15 protein-coding genes are annotated in these 19,322 nt (G+C 63.7%); 8 read left to right on the top strand and 7 right to left on the bottom strand.

Annotated elements, in window-relative coordinates; translation table 11 throughout:
• Positions 1-153 precede the first annotated feature (153 nt).
• The 3 genes from NPS29_RS01580 to NPS29_RS01570 all read left to right on the top strand — a co-directional run bounded on the left by NPS29_RS01580 (position 154) and on the right by NPS29_RS01570 (position 4,005).
• Positions 154-1,206, top strand: coding sequence for a LacI family DNA-binding transcriptional regulator (locus tag NPS29_RS01580; protein ID WP_274130274.1), 1,053 nt, complete (start codon positions 154-156; stop codon positions 1,204-1,206).
• A gap of 177 nt (positions 1,207-1,383) precedes the next feature.
• Positions 1,384-2,544, top strand: a complete 1,161-nt coding sequence (locus NPS29_RS01575) for an L-talarate/galactarate dehydratase (protein WP_274130273.1) — start codon at positions 1,384-1,386, stop codon at positions 2,542-2,544.
• Positions 2,545-2,637: 93 nt separating this feature from the next.
• Positions 2,638-4,005, top strand: coding sequence for an MFS transporter (locus NPS29_RS01570; protein ID WP_274130272.1), 1,368 nt, complete (start codon positions 2,638-2,640; stop codon positions 4,003-4,005).
• A 123-nt stretch (positions 4,006-4,128) separates the two neighbouring features.
• Here the strand turns inward: NPS29_RS01570 and NPS29_RS01565 are convergent, their stop codons facing one another.
• From NPS29_RS01565 to qhpR, 3 genes are all read right to left on the bottom strand, one after another.
• A complete protein-coding gene (locus NPS29_RS01565) occupies positions 4,129-4,830 on the bottom strand; it encodes a FadR/GntR family transcriptional regulator (protein WP_274130271.1) in 702 nt (233 codons plus the stop codon).
• Between the two features lie 65 nt (positions 4,831-4,895).
• On the bottom strand, positions 4,896-6,209 hold the full coding sequence (locus NPS29_RS01560) for a C4-dicarboxylate transporter DctA (RefSeq protein WP_274130270.1): 1,314 nt from the start codon (positions 6,207-6,209) through the stop codon (positions 4,896-4,898).
• A 278-nt stretch (positions 6,210-6,487) separates the two neighbouring features.
• A complete protein-coding gene (gene qhpR / locus NPS29_RS01555; protein ID WP_274130269.1) occupies positions 6,488-7,540 on the bottom strand; it encodes an AraC-like transcriptional regulator QhpR in 1,053 nt (350 codons plus the stop codon).
• A 473-nt stretch (positions 7,541-8,013) separates the two neighbouring features.
• Between qhpR and eat the strand changes: the two genes are divergently transcribed.
• Genes eat through eutC form a run of 3 tightly spaced genes read left to right on the top strand, consistent with a single transcriptional unit; the run spans position 8,014 to position 11,625 of the window.
• The gene (eat, locus tag NPS29_RS01550; RefSeq protein ID WP_274130268.1) at positions 8,014-9,366 is read left to right on the top strand and encodes an ethanolamine permease; all 1,353 of its coding nucleotides are present in this window, start codon (positions 8,014-8,016) and stop codon (positions 9,364-9,366) included.
• Positions 9,367-9,393: 27 nt separating this feature from the next.
• The gene (locus NPS29_RS01545; protein ID WP_274130267.1) at positions 9,394-10,785 is read left to right on the top strand and encodes an ethanolamine ammonia-lyase subunit EutB; all 1,392 of its coding nucleotides are present in this window, start codon (positions 9,394-9,396) and stop codon (positions 10,783-10,785) included.
• A gap of 21 nt (positions 10,786-10,806) precedes the next feature.
• Positions 10,807-11,625: an ethanolamine ammonia-lyase subunit EutC gene (eutC, locus tag NPS29_RS01540; RefSeq protein ID WP_274130266.1), complete on the top strand. Its 819-nt coding sequence runs from the start codon at positions 10,807-10,809 to the stop codon at positions 11,623-11,625.
• A 123-nt stretch (positions 11,626-11,748) separates the two neighbouring features.
• Here eutC and NPS29_RS01535 read toward each other — a convergent pair whose 3' ends face one another.
• Both NPS29_RS01535 and NPS29_RS01530 read right to left on the bottom strand, forming a co-directional pair.
• Positions 11,749-12,903, bottom strand: a complete 1,155-nt coding sequence (locus NPS29_RS01535) for a gamma-butyrobetaine dioxygenase (RefSeq protein ID WP_274130265.1) — start codon at positions 12,901-12,903, stop codon at positions 11,749-11,751.
• A 17-nt stretch (positions 12,904-12,920) separates the two neighbouring features.
• Positions 12,921-13,892, bottom strand: a complete 972-nt coding sequence (locus NPS29_RS01530; protein WP_274130264.1) for a DMT family transporter — start codon at positions 13,890-13,892, stop codon at positions 12,921-12,923.
• 208 nt (positions 13,893-14,100) lie between these two features.
• Between NPS29_RS01530 and NPS29_RS01525 the strand changes: the two genes are divergently transcribed.
• Positions 14,101-15,009, top strand: a complete 909-nt coding sequence (locus NPS29_RS01525) for a LysR substrate-binding domain-containing protein (RefSeq protein ID WP_274130263.1) — start codon at positions 14,101-14,103, stop codon at positions 15,007-15,009.
• A 12-nt stretch (positions 15,010-15,021) separates the two neighbouring features.
• Here the strand turns inward: NPS29_RS01525 and argC are convergent, their stop codons facing one another.
• Positions 15,022-15,945 carry an N-acetyl-gamma-glutamyl-phosphate reductase gene (argC, locus tag NPS29_RS01520; protein WP_274130262.1) on the bottom strand — a complete coding sequence of 308 codons (924 nt, stop codon included), beginning with the start codon at positions 15,943-15,945 and terminating at the stop codon, positions 15,022-15,024.
• Positions 15,946-16,059: 114 nt separating this feature from the next.
• Here argC and NPS29_RS01515 point away from each other — a divergent pair, with 114 nt between their 5' ends.
• Positions 16,060-16,944 carry a LysR family transcriptional regulator gene (locus NPS29_RS01515; protein WP_274130260.1) on the top strand — a complete coding sequence of 295 codons (885 nt, stop codon included), beginning with the start codon at positions 16,060-16,062 and terminating at the stop codon, positions 16,942-16,944.
• A gap of 238 nt (positions 16,945-17,182) precedes the next feature.
• Here the strand turns inward: NPS29_RS01515 and NPS29_RS01510 are convergent, their stop codons facing one another.
• Entirely contained in the window at positions 17,183-19,315 is a 2,133-nt protein-coding gene (locus NPS29_RS01510; protein WP_274130259.1) for a cytochrome-c peroxidase, read from the bottom strand.
• Positions 19,316-19,322 lie beyond the last annotated feature (7 nt).

Here is a 19,322-nt window from a genome sequence, read left to right as displayed (position 1 = left end):
ACGCACAAAGGGAAGCCATTTCACAGACCCCGTAGCAGCCGGGCTTGCCCGCGGGAGCGATCCTGCGGGCGCCGCGAACGTATTCGAGTGCTTGTCCCCTCAGGCTTTGTTAAATTCCTTCCCTTGCGTTCTCCTATGTAACCGGAACCCTTCATGCCGAAAAAACCAGGCAAGCCTGCCGGGCTCGCGTCGTCCACTGTGCCGAAGAAGGCCTCCAGCCTTACCTTGATCGATGTCTCGAAAGTCGCGGGTGTTTCACCCATGACCGTGTCCCGGGCCTTGAACCGGCCTGATCTGGTGACCGAAGAAACCCGGGCCAAGGTGCGTGAGGCGGTGCGCCAGACCGGTTACGTGCCGAACATGATGGCCGGCAGCCTGGCGAGCAACAAAAGCCGCTTGGTGGCGATCTTCCTGCCAACCATCGCCAACTCGATCTTCGCCGACACCGTGCAGGCCCTGATGGACCGCTTGACCCAGGCCGGCTACCAGACCCTGCTGGGCCTGACCGGCTACGACCCCGATCAGGAAGAGAAACTGCTCGAAGCGGTGCTGGGTCGTCGTCCCGACGGGATCGTGCTGACCGGCACCCTGCACACCGAATCCAGCCGCGCGCGCCTGGCCCAGGCCGGCATCCCGGTGGTCGAGGCGTGGGACTTGAGCGAAGACCCCATCGACATGCTGGTGGGTTTCTCCCATGAACAGGTGGGTGAGGAAACCGCCCGCCATCTGCTGGGCAAGGGCTACAAGCGCTTCTCCATCGTCGCCATCGGTGACCCCCGCGGGCTGCGCCGCTTGAACAGCCTGACCGCCGAACTAAAGAAGCACGGCATCGACGATGTGCCGATGGAAGTCCTCGCGCCACCGGCCACCTTGCAGGTGGGCAGGGAAGGGCTGGCCGGATTGCTTGATCGTGGCGTGTCCACCGATGTGGTGGTGTGCAGTTCCGATACCGTCGCCCAGGGCGTACTGGCGGAGGCGGCGAGCCGTGGCCTGCGGGTGCCCGAGGATCTGGCGGTGATGGGTTTCGGTGACCTGAGCAGTGCCGCCCAGGTGTACCCGGCGCTCTCGACCGTGCGAGTCGATGGTAACCGCATCGGCCTGCAGGTGGCCCAGGCCTTGCTCGACCGCTTCCAGAACCAGAGCCCAAGCGCCTCGCCCGTGCGGGTCGATACCGGGTTTACGCTGATCGACCGCGCCAGCACCTGATCCCCGATTTCGCTCTCAGCCGACCAAACGCGCTATTGAATGATTGCGCAATCAGTGTAAGATCCGGTCCATGGTGATCCGCTTTTCCCGTGCGATCGCCTTTTTTACCGGTTCGTATGATTGCGCAATCATCGCCTTCAAATTTCCCATGCTGCATCCGATCAGGGGCGCGAATCCATGCTCGTACAACAAGAAAACAACCACAGCGGCGACAACGACCAGATCACCTGGGTCCAGGTCTCCCTGGTATTCCTTCCGCTGGCCAACCCGATCAGCGACGCCAAGGTGTTGACCGGGCGCCAGAAGCCTATGACCGAAATCGCCATTCTGGTGGCTGAAATCGAAACCAAAGACGGCCATCGCGGCCTGGGCTTCAGCTACTCCAAGCGCGCAGGCGGCCCGGGCCAGTTCGCCCACGCCAGGGAAATCGCCCCGGCGCTGATTGGCGAGAACCCAAGTGACATCGCCAAACTGTGGACCAAGCTGTGCTGGGCAGGGGCTTCGGTCGGCCGCAGCGGCATGGCGACCCAGGCCATCGGCGCCTTCGATGTGGCGTTGTGGGACCTGAAGGCCAAGCGCGCCAATCTGTCGGTAGCGCGTCTGCTGGGCGCTCATCGCGACTCGGTGCGCTGCTACAACACCTCGGGCGGTTTCCTGCACACGCCGCTGGACCAGTTGCTGCACAACACCGACATGTCCCGGGAAAAGGGCATCGGCGGCATCAAGCTGAAAGTGGGCCAGCCCGACTGCGCCATCGACCTGCACCGCGTGGCGACCGTGCGCAAGCACCTGGGCGATGACTTCCCGCTGATGGTCGACGCCAACCAGCAGTGGGACCGCCCGACCGCCCAGCGCATGTGCCGCCGCTTCGAAGAATTCAACCTGATCTGGATCGAAGAGCCGCTGGACTGCTACGACGCCGAAGGCCACGCCGCGCTGGCCCAGCAGTTCGACACGCCGATTGCCACCGGTGAAATGCTCACCAGCGTGGCCGAGCACGCCGAGTTCATCAAGCTGCGCGGCGCCGATTTCCTGATGCCAGACGCCCCACGGGTTGGCGGTATCACCCCGTACCTGAAAGTCGCGGCCATGGCCGAGCAGGCCGGTGTGATGCTCGCGCCGCACTTCGCCATGGAACTGCACGTGCACCTGGCGGCGGCGTACCCGACCGAGCCGTGGGTCGAGCACTTCGAGTGGATGGAGCCGCTGTTCAATGAACGCCTGGAAACCCGCGACGGCCGCATGCTGGTGCCGACCCGTCCGGGCCTGGGGCTGTCGCTCAGTGACCAGGTCAAGGCCTGGACGGCACACACCGTCGAGGTCGGTTCTCGCCCCTGACTGAACCCGGCAACAACGTTTGTGCATGACCGGGAGCGCCTCCTGTGGGGCGCTCTTGTGGCCGATCTATAACAACAAGATGAGGGCTTTCATGTGGAACATACCAACACCGCAAGTGCAGCCGCCCCGGCTGCCGCTGCTGCAACCGCTGTGCGCAGCAAGGTGCGTTTCGGCATTCTGGCGATGCTGTTCATCGTCACCGCAATCAACGTCGGCGACCGCGCCACGCTGTCGATCACAGGCTCCGCGCTGACCGAAGTGCTGGGCATCAACTCGATCACCCTGGGCTATATGTTCTCGGCGTTCGCCTGGGCCTATGTGCTCGGGCAGTTGCCGGGCGGCTGGTTGCTCGATAAGTTCGGCTCGGTGCGGGTGTACGGGCTGTCGCTGTTTCTCTGGTCCACCATCACGGTGGCGCAAGGGATGATCGGCTTCTTCTCGGTGCCCGTGGCCATCGGCACGCTGTTCGTTCTGCGCTTCCTGCTGGGCTTGATCGAGGCCCCGGTGTACCCGGCCAACAGCCGCATCGTCGCGGCGTGGTTTCCGTTGCAGGAACGCGGATTGGCGACGGTGATCTTCAACTCGTCGATGTACATGTCGGTCGTGTTGCTCGCGCCGGCCATGGGTTTCATCGCGCACCGCTATGGCTGGGAGCATGTGTACTGGTTCATGGGCGGGTTGGGGATAGTGGTCAGCCTGATCTGGTTCAGGTTCGTGAAAAACCCGACCGAGCATCCCTCGGTCAACCGCGGCGAGCTTGAGCACTTGCGTGAAGGCGGCGCTCAGGTGGACATGGACAAACCCAGGGAAAAGGGCGCGTTCGTGCCGCGTTTCTCGGACCTCAAAGTGCTGCTGAAAAGCCCGATGATGTGGTCGATTTACCTGGGCAAATACTGCGACACCTCGCTGCAGTATTTCTTCCTGACCTGGTTTCCGGTGTACCTGGTCAAGGGCCGCGGGCTGAACATCATGGAGGCGGGTGCCATCGCCGCTATCCCCGGCATATGCGGCCTGCTCGGCGCGCTGTGTGGCGGTGCGGTGTGCGATTTCCTGATCCGCAAGGGCTTCTCGCTGTCGGTGGCGCGCAAGATTCCGCTGGTGTGCGGCATGACCATGGGCGCAACGCTGGTGTTCTGCAACTTCACCGAATCGATGTGGGTGGTGACGGCGCTGATGTCCCTGGCGATCTTCGGCAAGGGCGTGGTGGCGGTGGACTGGACGCTGGTGTCGGACACCTCACCCAAGGAAATCACCGGCATGGCCGGAGGCCTGTTCAACATGTTCGGTAACTTCTCGGGGATCTTCACCCCGATCGTGATCGGCTACATCGTGCAGTCCACCGGATCGTTCTCCGGGGCGATGTACGTGGTGGCGGCCCACGCGCTGGTCGGGGCGCTGGCGTTCCTGAGCATGGGCAGCCTGCGGCGGCTGGAGTTGCAGCGTAAGGTGACAGGGGCTTGAGGTCACCCTCTATCCGTAGCAGCACGGCTTGCCGGCGGGGGCGGTGTGTCAGGCACCACAGATGTGACTGATCCACCGCTCCCGCCGGCAAGCCGTGCTGCTACGGGGCGTTGTGGCGTGAGGTCAATCCTGCCGTGGGATATCCAGATGGACCTCCATGCGCTGGCCTTCCTGCAGGATATGTTCGCGCATCAGCTCACTGGCACCGGCGCTGTCCTTGTTGCGGATGGCGCGCACCAGCGCTTCGGTTTCCTTGAGCCGTGCGGCCAAATGTTCCGGGGTGTTGCGCAGGGTCGGCGCGCATTGCTTGAGGGCCTGGCTGGTCTGCTGGACCATGTTGTGGAAGATCGGGTTGGACGTCAGGGCGAACAGCTGTTCATGGAAGGCGATGTAGGCGTTGCTGCCCGATTCGCTGTCCTGGTCTTCCAGGGCATCGCGCATGTCCATCAGGGTCAGGCGCAGCTCGGCGATTTCCTTCTGGCTGATCGACTGCGCCAGCAGGCTGACAATGAAAGGCTCCAGCGTGTAGCGCAGCTGCATGACATCGGCCAGTGTCGCGTCGGCCACCCCGTTGGCGGCCATGGGCTTGGTGCCCTGAGCTGACGGCTCGTCCAGCACCACCACGCCTTTGCCCGGCATCGAGCGCACCAGCCCCAGCGTCTCCAGCACGATCACCGCTTCGCGCAGGCTCGGTCGGCTGATGCCCATTTGTTCGGCCAGTTCGCGCTGGCCCGGCAGCATGTCGCCGGAGCGCCATTGCCCGCGGGCCAGTGCCGCCCGCAATTTTTCTACTACGCCGTTAACGACGGTCGATGAACTGATCATCCTGTTGTTCCTGATCGGTCAGTGAAGCGTCAGAGGGCGTCTTGTGGACGCCCGGTGCGAGCGCTTCAGAATTCCTGTTGGTGAAGGGGATTGGGCGTTTTCTTCGCTTGAAAGACAAAGCCCTGTTTACTGGCCAATACGTTGTTGGCGCGTTTCACGTCGATGTCGCGTTCCCAGCGCGCGATGGCGACGGTGGCCACGCAGTTGCCGATGAGGTTGGTCAGCGCCCGGCCGATGCCCATGAACCAGTCTACGGCCAGTACCAGCACCAGGCCCACCACCGGAATCGCCGGCACGGCGGTCAGGGTAGCGGCCAGGATCACCAGCGCCGACCCCGGAATCCCGTGGGCGCCTTTGGAGGTAATCAGCGACACCAGCAAAATCGTCAGCAGGTCGGTGAACGCCAGCGGCGTGCCGGTGGCATTGGCGATGAAGACGATGGCCAGGGTCAGGTAGATCGAGAAGCCGTCCAGGTTGAACGAATAACCGGTTGGAATCACCAGACCCACGGTCGAGCTGCCGATGCCCATGTGTTCCAGTTTGCGCATGATCTGTGGCAGTACGGCGTCGGAGGAGGCGGTGCCCAGCACGATCAGCAATTCTTCGCGCAGGTACTTGAGGAACGGCAGGATTTTAAGCCCCGAAGCGCGCATCACGCCGCCCAGGATGATCAGCACGAACGCCGAGCAGGTGAGGTAGAACAGCGCCACCAGGCTGCCCAGGTGCTGCAGCGACTGCACGCCGTATTTGCTGGTGGTGAACGCGATGGCGCCGAACACGCCAATGGGCGCCAGGCGCACGATCATGCCCATGATGCGAAACACCACGTGGCTCAGTTCGTTGATGAGTCGCGAGATGCCGCTGGCTGACTCGCCCACCAGGTTCAGGGCGCTGCCGAACAGTACGGCGAACAGCAGCACTTGCAGGATGTTGTTGTCGGCGAAGGCGCCGATCACCGAGGTCGGGATCAGGTCCATGAGAAAGGTGGACGCGCCATGAATCTGCTTGGTGCGCTCGGTGAGGTCGCCCATGTCGGCCACGGAGAGCTGATCCAGATGGATATTGGCGCCGTTGCCCAGGCCCGTGCCGTAGGCGACGATCAGGCCGATGACCAGTGCAATGGTGGTCAGCACTTCGAAATACAGCACGGATTTGAGGCCGATGCGGCCGACCTTTTTCAGATCGCCTGCGCCGGAAATGCCGCTGACGACCACGCAGAACACGATCACCCCGATGAGCATCTTGATCAGCTTGATGAAGCCGTCGCCCAGGGGTTTGAGCTGCGAGGAGAATTCGGGGAGGGCCAGGCCGCAGATGATGCCGAGCATCAATCCGATGACGACCTGAAGGAATATCGAGCGGGAGCACCATTTAAGCATGATGAGGATCTCTAGTCGGTGTCCTGACCGGGCGCGGGTGCCTCTGGCCGGACTTAATTATTGTGGTCTTACCGGTATGTCCAATGCAGGGTCAGTCTAGGCCCGTGTTTGGGGTTTTCACAAGAGGAGGGTATGAAAGATCTTACCGGTCTTACCAGTGGTTGCGCAGTTCCGCAAATCCCGTAGCAGCACGGCTTGCCGGCGGGAGCGGTGTGTCAGGCGGCACATGGGTAGCTGATCCACCGCTCCCGCCGGCAAGCCGTGCTGCTACGGGAAGCTTAAACCGTGGGAGTGCGCCACTGCTTGGGACTCACCCCAAACCAGCGCTTGAACGCGCGGGAGAACGCGCTGGTTTCCGAATAGCCGAGCAGGGAGGCCAGTTGGGTGACGCTCATGTGGCCTTGCTTGAGGTGGGCGATGGCCGAGTCCTGGCGGATCTGGTCCACCAGTTGGGTGAAGCTCAGGCCCAGGTCGCGCAACTTGCGTTGCAGCGCCCATTCGGACAGGCCCAGGTGATGGGCGATCTCGTCGAGCACCGGTTCGCCCAGGTGCAGGGTGGCGAGAATCGATTGGCGGGCGCGTTCCAGCAGAAGCGGTTCGCCGCCGGTATCACCCAACTGGCGAATGGCGTCCTTGATCAGCATCAACAGGATCGGGTCGCTGCCAGGCATTGCCTTGCCGATGATCTCGGACTTGGGCACCAGCAGCGAATTGCAGCCCTGGCCGAACAGCACGTCAGCGTGGAAGGCGTCGCGGTGTTCCTGCCAGTCTTGCGGGCGGCCGTGCTCGAACGCCACCTGACGCGGCGCCCAGTCCGGCCCGAGCACATGGCGCACCAGATTCAGCGCCATGCCCATGGTCAGTTCGGCATCCTGGCGCCGTTCGTTGATCGCGCCGTGGCGCACCTGATAGTCGAAGCGGTAACACTCGCCCTGATCCACCAGTTCGATCAGCGTGCTGTGCTGGTGAAAGGGGAAAGCCTGGGAAAAGTTGACCAGCGCATCTTCCAGCGTTGCCGAGCACAGGCCGATGTAGCCCAGCAGGCCCAGCGCCTGAGGCTGGAACTGCTGGCCGTAGCGCAGGCCGAAATTGTCGCAGCCGGTCTGGCGCGCCGCTTCTTCCAGCACCTTGCAGTAATTGGGCAGCGGCAGGCTCAGGGTCGGGTGCAGCAGTTGTTCGGGATCGATGCCGGAGCGGCCAAACACCCGATCCAGATCACCGCCATGTTGCACGATGAACCCGTCCAGTCCGTTGGCGGCAGCCGACAACACGCCGCGATTGCTGGCGGCTGCGGAGTTCGGTGCGCCCTGGGGAATGAGGTTCTGAAACATGGGAGTGAATGGCCTTCACGGTCTGTATGAATTTCATTCAAGCAAATGTCATACCTTGTTACGAATCGAGCCTCGCTCCGATGCCTGAATACACCGCGAACCTGTAGGAGTGAGCTTGCTCGCGATTGCTTTACGCGGGGCTCCAACGCTGCGTTGAAGGTCCGGACGTCATCGCGAGCAAGCTCACTCCTACAGGAGCGTGGAGTTCTGAAAGTTCGCAGCCATTTCCCACGACTTGCTACCCATCCACCCACCTCCCTGGGTAGTCAGGTGCCAACCCGGCCGGCATTTCTGACCCGCTATAAAGCACGGCGCCTGATTCGTGCGCTGCCATGGCGCACCCCGGCCAATCAGCTGAAAAACTTGACCGCACAGGACAACCCGCGCGCTTTGCGGTCAAGCCTTGGCCCGCAATCCGTGGCTATTCTCGCTGTCAGCAACATTCCGTCATCTGGCTTGCGGGGTAAACACACATGACTGTTACACAACTCAAACCGACCTTGGGAACCCTGCACCTGTGGGGGCTGGCCGTGGGCCTGGTGATTTCCGGCGAGTATTTTGGCTGGAGCTATGGCTGGGGCGCGGCGGGTACGCTGGGCTTTCTGGTCACCACGCTGATGGTGGCGGTGATGTACACCTGTTTCATCTTCAGTTACACCGAGCTGACCACTGCCATCCCGCACGCCGGCGGTCCATTTGCCTACAGCCTGCGTGCATTCGGTCCTGCGGGCGGGATGATCGCGGGCCTCGCGACCCTGATCGAATTCGTCTTCGCGCCACCGGCGATTGCCATGGCCATTGGTGCCTACCTCAACGTGCAGTACCCGTCCCTTGATCCCAGGGTCGCGGCCATCGGCGCCTATTTCGTGTTCATGACCCTGAACATCCTCGGCGTCAGCATCGCCGCCACCTTCGAACTGGTGGTCACCGTGCTGGCCGTCGCCGAACTGCTGGTGTTCATGGGCGTGGTTGCGCCGGGCTTCAGCTTCAGCAATTTCGTACTGGGCGGCTGGGCCGGTTCCGACACCTTCAGCCTGCCAGCGATCAGCGGCATCTTCGCCGCGATCCCGTTCGCGATCTGGTTCTTCCTCGCCATCGAAGGCGCGGCCATGGCCGCCGAAGAAGCCAAGGACCCGAAACGCACCATCCCTCGCGCCTATATCGCCGGCATCCTGACCCTGGTGGTGCTGGCCATCGGCGTGATGATCTTCGCCGGCGGCGTCGGCGACTGGCGCGCGCTTTCCAACATCAACGACCCGCTGCCCCAGGCGATGAAAACAGTGGTCGGCAATAACTCCAACTGGATGCACATGCTGGTGTGGATCGGCCTGTTCGGCCTGGTGGCCAGCTTCCACGGCATCATCCTGGGTTACTCGCGCCAGTTCTTCGCCCTGGCTCGGGCCGGGTTCCTGCCGTCGAGCCTGGCTAAACTGTCGCGCTTCCAGACCCCGCATCGCGCCATCCTCGCCGGGGGTGTGATCGGCATCGCCGCGATCCTCAGCGACGGCCTGGTCAACCTGCAAGGCATGACCCTGACCGCGGCGATGATTACCATGTCGGTGTTCGGGGCTATCGTGATGTACATCATCAGCATGCTCAGCCTGTTCAAGCTGCGTCGCAGCGAGCCGAACCTGGAACGCACCTTCCTTGCGCCGGGTTATCCGATCGTACCGGGCATCGCGCTGGTGCTGGCGGTGGTCTGCCTGATCGCCATGGTCTGGTTCAACGCGGTAATCTGCGGCATCTTCATCTGTCTGATGGCGGTGGGTGCGCTGTTCTGCAAAGTGGTACGCGGTCGCGAGTCGGTTGCAGCGGTCGCCGGTTAAACGCGAGTTGACGAAGGACGGGTGTGTATGAGTTTTTCCCATAGCATCGGTGGCATGGTCTGGCGCTTCGACAGCCTGCGCGAACTCATGGCCAAGGCCAGCCCCGCACGCTCCGGCGACTTCCTCGCTGAAGTCGCTGCCGCAAGCGATGCCGAGCGCGCGGCGGCGCAGATGACCCTGGCCGAGGTGCCGCTCAAGCGCTTCCTCAACGAAGCGCTGATTCCTTACGAACAGGACGAAGTCACCCGGCTGATCGTCGACAGCCATGACGCCGCCGCCTTTGCTGCGGTCAGCCACCTGACCGTCGGCGGCTTTCGTGACTGGCTGCTGGGCGATGACGCCACCGAAGACAGCCTCCGTGCCCTCGCGCCGGGGCTGACTCCGGAAATGGCGGCAGCGGTGTCCAAGATCATGCGCGTGCAGGACCTGGTGCTGGTGGCGCAGAAGATTCGCGTGGTCACCCGCTTTCGCAACACGGTCGGCCTGCGCGGGCGCATGTCGACCCGTCTGCAGCCCAACCATCCCACCGATGATCCGGCGGGTATCGCCGCCAGCGTGCTCGATGGTCTGCTGTACGGCAACGGCGATGCCATGATCGGCATCAACCCGGCCACCGACAGCATCAGCGCCATCAGCGAACTGCTGAAGATGCTCGATGGGGTCATCAGTCATTACCAGATTCCGACCCAGTCCTGCGTGCTGACCCACGTCACCTCTTCGGTGGCGGCGATCGAGAAGGGGGTGCCGCTGGACCTGGTGTTCCAGTCCATCGCCGGCACCGAGGCGGCCAACAGCAGTTTTGGCATCAGCCTGGAAATCCTCCGTGAAGGTTACGAAGCAGGCCTGAGCCTCAATCGCGGCACGCTGGGCAACAACCTGATGTACTTCGAAACCGGGCAGGGCAGTGCGCTGTCGGCCAACGCCCACCATGGCGTCGATCAGCAGACCTGCGAAGCCCGTGCCTATGCGGTGGCGCGGCATTTCAATCCATTCCTGGTGAACACCGTGGTCGGTTTCATCGGCCCGGAGTACCTGTACAACGGCAAGCAGATCATTCGCGCAGGCCTTGAAGATCACTTCTGCGGCAAGCTGTTGGGCGTGCCCATGGGCTGCGACATCTGCTACACCAACCACGCCGAAGCCGACCAGGACGACATGGACGTGCTGTTGACCCTGCTGGGTACCGCGGGGATCAATTTCATCATGGGCATTCCGGGTTCGGACGACGTGATGCTCAATTACCAGACCACCTCGTTCCACGATGCGCTGTATGCGCGCAAGACCATCGGCCTGCGCCCGGCGCCGGAGTTCGAGGAGTGGCTCACGCGCATGGATATCCTGCGTCAGGACGACGGCGGCGTGCGCCTGGGGCAGGGTGTGCCGCCGTTGTTCCGCAAGGCGCTGGCGCAGTTGAAGTAGCCGTTGAAAGAAGGATTGGCCATGAACGATGACAACAAGACGCCCGCCCAGCCCGACGCCTGGCGTCAACTGCGTTCCCTGACTTCGGCGCGAATCGCCCTGGGCCACGCCGGTACCAGCTTGCCGACGGCGGCGCAACTGGACTTCCAGTTTGCCCACGCCCAGGCCCGGGACGCCGTGCACTTGCCGTTCGATCATGCTGCACTGAGTGAGCAGCTCAAGGGCCGTGGGCGCGAGGTGCTGACCGTCCACAGCTCGGCGCCGGACCGCAACGTGTATCTGCAACGGCCCGATCTGGGGCGGCGTTTATCCGAGGAATCTGCCGCACGGTTGCGTGAGTGCGCACAGGGCCATGACCAGGGTTTTGACCTGGCGGTGGTGGTGGCCGACGGGCTGTCGTCCCTTGCGGTGCAGCGCCACAGCCCGGCCATGCTGGAGCGTATCGACGAACTGGCAACGGCCGAGGGCTGGAGCCTGGCGCCGGTGACGCTGGTGGAGCAGGGGCGGGTGGCGGTTGCCGATGAAGTGGGGCAACTGCTCAAGGCACGGATGGTGGTGATCCTGATCGGCGAGCGGCCGGGGCTCAGTTCGCCGGACAGCCTGGGCCTGTATTTCACCTATGGGCCCAGGGTGGGCCTGAACGATGCGGCACGCAATTGCATCTCCAACGTGCGGCTCGAAGGCATGAGCTACGCGATGGCCGCGCACAAGTTGCTGTACCTGATGCGCGAGGCCTGGCGCCGGCAGTTGTCGGGGGTCAACCTCAAGGACGAAGCCCAGGTGCCGGTGCTGGAAGCGGGTGAAGCCGAGCGGCCGGGGAATTTCCTGATCGGGCCGTGAGGCCTGCCATAGCCTGCCTCGTAGCAGCACGGCTTGCCGGCGGGGGCGGCGTGTCAGGCGCCACATGTGTAACTGACCCACCGCTCCCGCCGGCAAGCCGTGCTGCTACGGGATTGTGGGCGCCTACCTCTGCAACACCAATATCCGCGACAACAACTCATCCCGATCCACATAACATCCCTGAAAATGCCGGGCGCCGCTGGCCGGGTCGAAGGCGTCGCGGGCGTGGAGGGTGCGGCGGTTGTCGAAACACCACAGTTGCCCGGCCTCAAGCCGCTGGCAGAACTGGAAACGCGGCTGGCGGGTCATCTCGATGAAGCGCCGATACGCCCGGTAGTACGGCTGCATCAACTCGGGCGCCATGTTGAACGGCCCACGCAGGAAGTTAGCCATGCGCACCTCGGCCACTTCGCCGCGGGCATCCAGCGCGATCACCGGCGCCAGGCAGCGATAGTCGCTGTGGCGATCCTTGTTGCGAAACTCCACCGCCACCTCGCACAGCAAGCGATACGCCTGCGGATCTTCCTCGTGCAAGGCCTGGGCGATGGCGAAACCATCGACGAAACGGCTGTCGCCACCGCTGGCGTCATTGACCAGGCAATGCAGGAACTGCAACCCCGGCTGCAACTCGCGGGTCGGCAAGTCGCTGTGCAGCGGCAGGTTGAAAGCGGTGTAGGCGTTGCTGTCGGCGTTGGCCTTGGATTGCACGTTGAACAGCACGCCGAAGTTGCTCTCGCGGATGAACGAAATGCGCCTGGCCACCTGGCTCAATGAACCCGGATCGGTGGGCACGCCGCGTACCTGGGTCAGCCCTGTGTCGCGCACGGCCAGCAGCCACTGGAGCAGGGTGGCGTCGTCTTCCATGACCGCCTGGTAATCGAACACCGGCAACTGAAAGCCTGCGACCCAGCGCTGTTTTTGTGGGCGGCTGGCCTCCCGGTCGGCGCGGGATTGGTCGTCATAGGCGTGGGCCCGCAGCCAGCCGGGGTCGAAGCGGCTGTGGTGCCCATCGTTCCAGCGCACGGACAATGCCCCGGATTCGTCGATTTCGGCGTGCTGCGCTGCGAGATTTTCCGCGACGTCAGCGATCTCGAATACCTGCTCGCGAGTCACGCTGTAGACGCACACCGGGCACGGGCAATTGTCCCGCAGCCACAGGTGGTGAAAGGGGCTGCGGCGCTGATCCGACCAGGTCACTTCGATCAGGTCCGGGTGCTGCTGCACGCTGAGCAGGGGGCTGATGAGCGGGTAGGTGCGGTAGTCGGCGATAGCGTTCATGGGACAGGCTCCTGGGTTCACAGACAAGCGTTTGGGCAAGGGGCGGTGCGGGCTGGGCTCATGATGATTCGCACCGAATAAACCGCCCCGAACAGGATCAGCACCAGGCCCATGGCCTCGAAGTTGCTGGGGGCGCGGCCATGAAAGGCCAGGCCCAGGGCGGTGGCAAAGAAGGACTCAAGGGCGATCAGTTGCCCCGACAGCACCATCGGCAGGCGGCGCGAAGCGTGGTTCCAGGCCCAGGCGCCGATCACCGAAGACAGCAGGGCGATCAGCCCGGCGCAGGCGTAAAGCTTGAGCGCGGCGGGTGTGGCGAATCCTTGAATCGGCAGCAGCAACAGGTCCCGCGACCAGGCCAGCGGGGTCAGCAGCAGCGCGGCAAGACCCGCGCCGATCATCATCAGGCAGGTCCAGGCGCCGGTGGCTCCGGTATGCAGACGCTCGACCGCTGTCTGGTTGACCACGCTGAACGACAACCACAACAGCACTGCGCCAAGGGAGAACCCGAGGCCGGTCCACAGGTGTGTGTGGGCGGCGGGCGCATCGGTGAGGACTTGCAGGTTGATGAGCACCAGGCCAAGGCACAGCAAGCCCAGCGGCATCGCCAACTGGCTCCAGCGCAGCGCACGGTTCTGCGCGTTGCCCAGCAGCGCTTGCAGCACCGGCACGGCGCCGATGAAAGCGGCAATCATCAAGGGCCCGCCGTAGATCACGCCACCGGCGATGCAACTGCTGTAGGCCAGATAACCAAGCGCGCCGAGAGCCATACCGGTCAGCCACTGGCTCACCTGCAAACCGCGCAGTTGCCGACGGTACAGCGGCAGGACCAGGGCGCCGAGCAGCCCGGCCATGACGAAACGCACCAGCATGAAATCCGCGATGCCGTAGCCTTGCAGCACATAGGGCGCGATGAAGTTGCAGGCCCAGCACAGGGTGGCGATCACGGCGAAGGCCACGCCCTGGATGATGATCGAGCGGGGTGATGTCATGGAAGTACTCAGCGTCGTGGCGAGAATAACCCGTCGTAGCAGCACGGCTTGCCGGCGGGAGCGGTGTATCAGGCGCCGCATGTGTTGCCTGACACACCGCCCCCGCCGGCAAGCCGTGCTGCTACGGGTATTTGCGTTGGGCTTATCTTGCTTGCGCCGGTGGCTGTGCTACAAATGATGTCTTCGTCTCGATGCATTACCAAAGATTATGAATAAGCTCGGTAAATCCCTGCCGCCACTGGCCAGTCTCCTGCCCTTCGAGGCGGCTGCGCGGCTGTTGAGTTTTTCCCGTGCGGCCGACGAGCTGAACCTCACCCAGGCAGCCGTGAGTAGGCAGATTCGCGCATTGGAGGAGGACCTGGGCCTGGCCTTGTTCCAGCGCCGCAACCGGGCGGTGTTCCTGACCGATGCCGGGCGCGAGTTAAGCGTTACGCTGAGTAATGCGTTGCGTGACGTCGCCAGCACCTCCGACCGCCTGCGTGGAACCGCTGGGCGCAACGAAGTGGTATTGCTGTGTCAGCCCTGCGAGGCGTTTCACTGGTTGATGCCACGGCTGTCGAATTTTCATCAGCAGTACCCCGAAATCGAACTGAAGATGGTCACCTGGGCGCAGCCGCTGACCGACTTTCAGGGCTACTTCGACGTGGCGATGCAAAGCAGCAACCGTGACCATGGCCTGCACCCGCTGCTGTTCAGCGCATCCGATGAAGTCTTTCCGGTGTGCAGCCCCACATACCTCAAAGGGCGCGAGGTGCCGATCGCGCTGGACCGGCTGGGCAGCCACACCTTGCTGCACCACGATGCGCAACCGGCTTATCAACTGGAATGGGACACCTGGCTCGCCGAGTTTGGCCACGAGCTGCCCCGCCAGGCGCGAGGGCTGGCCTTCGACAGCTATTCACTGATGCTGCACGCGGCGGTGGAAGGCCATGGCCTGGCGATGGGCTGGCGACGAACCTCCCAGCGCATGCTCGACAACGGCGTGTTGATCGCGCCCTTCGCCCAGAGCGTTCATCTGCAGCAGGCGCTGTCGGTCTATCGCCGCCACGGACAGGCTCGCCGGGAGGAGGCGAACCTGTTGGTGGACTGGTTGCGGGTCGAACTGGGGCTTGCTTGAAGGTCGGCCGCCTCAGTGGCCTGCAATCAGCAGATCCAGGTTCTGCACAGCAGCCCCGGCCGCGCCCTTGCCCAGGTTGTCGAACACCGCCGCCAGCAGCACGTGCCCCGCGTTTTCGAAGACCATCAGGCGCAGTTTGTCGGTGCCGTTCAGCACCCGAGGATCGAGGCCGGTCAAGGCGCCGGACTGTTCCATCGTCAGCACCTCGACGAATTCGCTGCCTGCGTAATGCTGCTCAAGGCATTGATGCAGCGTCGTCCCGCTCACGCCCGCTGGCAGCAGACGCAGTTGCAGCGCCACGGTCAGCACGATGCCCTGGCGAAACGAGCCATAGGCCGGGATGAACACCGGACGTTCGCTCAGGCCGCTGTACTGCTGGATCTCCGGCACGTGCTTGTGGGCCAGGCCCAGGCCGTAGATCTGAAAGGGTGTGGCCTGGGCCGCATCCGGCCCTTCGAATTCGTCGACCCCTGCGCGGCCCTTGCCCGAATACCCGGACACCGCGTTGATGGTGATCGGGTAGTCCTTCGGCACCAGACCTGCGTCCAGCAGCGGGCGCAGCAAGCCGATGGCACCGGTCGGGTAGCAACCGGGGTTGGTGATGCGCGTGGCATTGGCGATGGCCTGTTTCTGCTGGGCCCCCATCTGCGCAAAACCGTACACCCAGTCAGGGGCGGTGCGGTGTGCGGAGCTGGCGTCGATCACCCGCACGTTGGGGTTTTCGATGCTGGCCACGGCGGCGCGGGCGGCGTCGTCGGGCAGGCACAGGATGGCGATGTCACAGGCGTTGATCGCAGCGGCGCGGCTGAGCGGGTTCTTGCGCTGCTCGGCGGGCAGCGTGACCAGTTTCAGATCGGTCCGGCCTTGCAACCGCTGGTGGATCTGCAGGCCGGTGGTGCCTTGGTCGCCGTCGATGAAAACCACTGGGAGGGTCATGGTGGGTGCTCGTTGAAAGTGATCGATGGCGATCATCTTCAGTCAGGGCTTAAGATAGGAAAAGTTGAATTTAATAACGATCAGATTCAGATTTACTGAATCAAGAGGAAGCCCATGCGTGAGATCAGCCTGGACCGTTTGCGCACGCTGGTGGCGATTGCCGACCATGGCTCGTTCGCTGAAGCTGCGCGGGTGCTGAACCTGGCGCCGCCGACGGTCAGCCTGCACATTGCTGACCTTGAGGCGCGGGTGGGTGGCAGCCTGTTGTCGCGAAGCCGCGGGCGGGTGCAGCCGTCGGCCATCGGCGAGACGCTCATCGAACGCGCCCGGCGACTGCTGGCCGATGCCGAACAGGCGCTGGAGGATGTCGAACGCCAGGTTCAGGGGCTCGCGGGCAGGGTGCGGTTGGGCGCGTCCACCGGGGTCATTGCGCAACTGATTCCCCAGGCACTGGAAACCCTGGAGCAGCAGCACGCGGGGATCGACGTGCAGGTGGCCGTCCTGACCTCCCAGCAGACCCTGCAGAAACTGGCCGATGGCAGCCTGGACATCGGAGTGATCGCCTTGCCCCAGGCGCCGGTCAAGGGCTTGCAGATCCAGACCTGGCGCCGCGACCCGATCATGGCGTTCGTGCCGGCCCGCCGGGAGTGCCCCGATCCGGTCACCCCGACCTGGCTCGCGGGGCAGCCGCTGATCCTCAACGACAGCACCACGCGGTTGTCGCGTCAGGTGGCGGAGTGGTTCGCCACCGAAGGGCCACAGCCGACGCCGCGCATCCAGCTCAATTACAACGACGCGATCAAAAGCCTGGTGGCGGCGGGGTACGGCGCCACGTTACTGCCCCACGAAGCGTCCACGCCGCTGCCCGACAGCCGGATCCTGATGCGAGCGCTGCAGCCGCCGATGTGGCGGGAGCTGGGGATCGCACATCGTGCGGGGGAGGTAGAGCGCTCGACGCGGCATGTGCTGGAGGTGTTGTGGGGGTTGGAGGCGTTGTAGGTTGGCTTTGGCTTTAGATGGCTACATGGAAGCCTTTCAGGCCTGGTCGCGGGCAAGCGCGCTCCTACATTTGTTGAAACGTACCGCATTCTGGTGGACCGAGTGGTGAGCCTTGCAAAGCAATCAACTCGGTCCATCAGGCCATGGCACGTTGCAAAAGATGTAGGAGCGCGCTTGCCCGCGACCAGGCCCGATGGGCATCAATGACCGCGAAGTGCTCGCGGTCGGCTTGGAACATCTACCGCAGATCGTTGACGAACGGCATCAGCGGGCCATCGGTTGGGCGACGTCCGGTGGCGCCCACGGCGTTGAGCATGATTTCCTGATCCTTGGCCCGTGGTGTGCTGGACTGGGCATCCACCGGCCGGGTGACCACGTTGTTTTCATCGCCGACTTCACCCTGGGCGATGGTCAGTGAAGGGTGGTCGAACGGCGCCTGTTCCCAGGCCACGCGCGGGTCGGTCAAGCCTACTTCCATGAACCGCACCAGCGCATCGATCTCGCTCGGGGTCAGGTTGAGGTTGGTCATGTCCGGGTCCAGGTTGGACATGTTGTGCTGGTTCACGCTCGGATGGTCGAAGCCTGTGGTGTTGTTGGCGTCCTGGCCGCGACGGTCACCGCCACGGTTGTAGAACTCCACCACCTGCTTGAGCGTGGAACGGCTGCCGTTGTGGAAGTACGGGCCGGTCAGCGCGATGTTACGCAGGGTCGGGGTCTTGAACGCGCCGTCCACCGAATCGCGGAAGTTGACGTTGGGCTTGAGCGTGGCGTCGCACGGAATGGCCGGGCTCAGCGGCGCCTCGAACTTGCACACGTCCACGTCGAACGGATCCGGCACGTTCTGGCCCTGCAGGATGCTGTTGTACTGCCGGGTGAAAGACAGCGGGTTGCCCCACGGATCGCTGCCACCCACGGCCAGGTCTTCTTCGGTCGGGCGCACGCCGGTGTTGTAGAAACCGTTGTCGTACAGGGTGATGAGGTTGTCGGCCATCACCATCCGTTCGATGCGTTCCCGCGGCTCCAGGCGCAGGCGGGTGGCGGCGTTGGTCAGCTCGGGGCCGGCATGGCAGGCCACGCATTTGCCCTTGCCGGTGAACAGGTTCATGCCTTCGATCTGCTGGGCGTCCATGGCCTGGGTGTTGCCGGCCAGATAGGCATCGAGCGGGGTCTGGTCAGACACCAGCGTGGCTTCGTACATCTGGATCGCCAGGCCAAAGAACAGCGAGAAGTTGGCCTCGATCTGCGGATAATCCACGCCGCCCAGGGATACCGGTTGGGTGGCATTCCACAGCCGTGGATGGAACGCGGCCTTGATCATGTCGCGGTAGGTCGGACGACGCACTGCCATTGACGACAGCATCGAGTCGTTTGTGGCGATGCGCTGGTGGCTGAGGACCAGGGAGTCGAGCATGCGCCGGCCGATGTCGGCGAAGTTGCGTCCGCCGCAGGACATTTCCACGCCGTTGCCGGGAGGGCCCACGGCTTGCGAGGCTGCCGAGGCGTCGTTGAGGGCCAGGCGAACCTTGGTGGCGACGGGGTTGCGTTCGGTGGTCACGTAGATGCCGGCGTCCGGGTCGCGGTTGCCGAACGGCGAGAAGCCGTTGAACACGTTGTTCGCCCGGCCGTCCCAGAAGTTGCGCACGTTGAAGGCGGCATTGATCACGCTCGGAGCATTGCGCCCAGTAGTGCGGCGCACGCTGACCTTGTTCACGGTGTACAGCGGGTCCATCTGTTGGGTGCAGCGGTCGAAACGCGGCTGACGCGGCCTTACGTAGCTGGCCTCGAACACGCCTGCCGAGCCCATCACATCGTCGGTCGAGTAGAGGATTGCCGAGTTGCGATCCAGCGGATCGGCCAGCACGTGGGTCGGGAAGTCGGTTTTCTTCATGGTGTAGTTCGGCCCGCCCTTGCCACCGGAAAGTGTGGTGTAGGAGGGCACGTCACCTGGAATGTTCGGCGCAATGAACGGCTTGTTGAACAGCGAGGCGACGTTGGGATTGGTATGGGCCGCGCCTGGGTTGAGCTGGTTGGTGATGCGGTGATCGACCCCTGCGTGGTAGTGGCAGGAGGCGCAGGCGGTGTAGCCGTCGCTGCCGAAATCCTGGTCCCAGAACATCGCCTTGCCCAGGCGAATGGCGGCATCGCGGTTGAGCACGAAGTCGCCCATCAGGTCGACCTTGCGCCCGCCCTCGGTGCCGGACGGGTCGGGCGGGGTGAGCCCGCGCATCGATTGCAGGGTAGGGATGTCCGCCGCCGGGCCCGGATCGACCACCGCCACCGGCGCCGCCGCGAAGACAGCAGGTGTAATCAGCAATCCGGCAATGAGGCCGCCGTTCAGACGCAAAGATCGAAAGCTAATCGGGTAATTCATGATCTGG

It is taken from the genome of Pseudomonas putida (assembly GCF_028682175.1).
GTDB lineage: Bacteria > Pseudomonadota > Gammaproteobacteria > Pseudomonadales > Pseudomonadaceae > Aquipseudomonas > Aquipseudomonas putida_AD.
The sequence above is the reverse complement of the archived record's forward strand: the minus strand, read 5'-3'. Positions and strand labels throughout refer to the sequence as shown.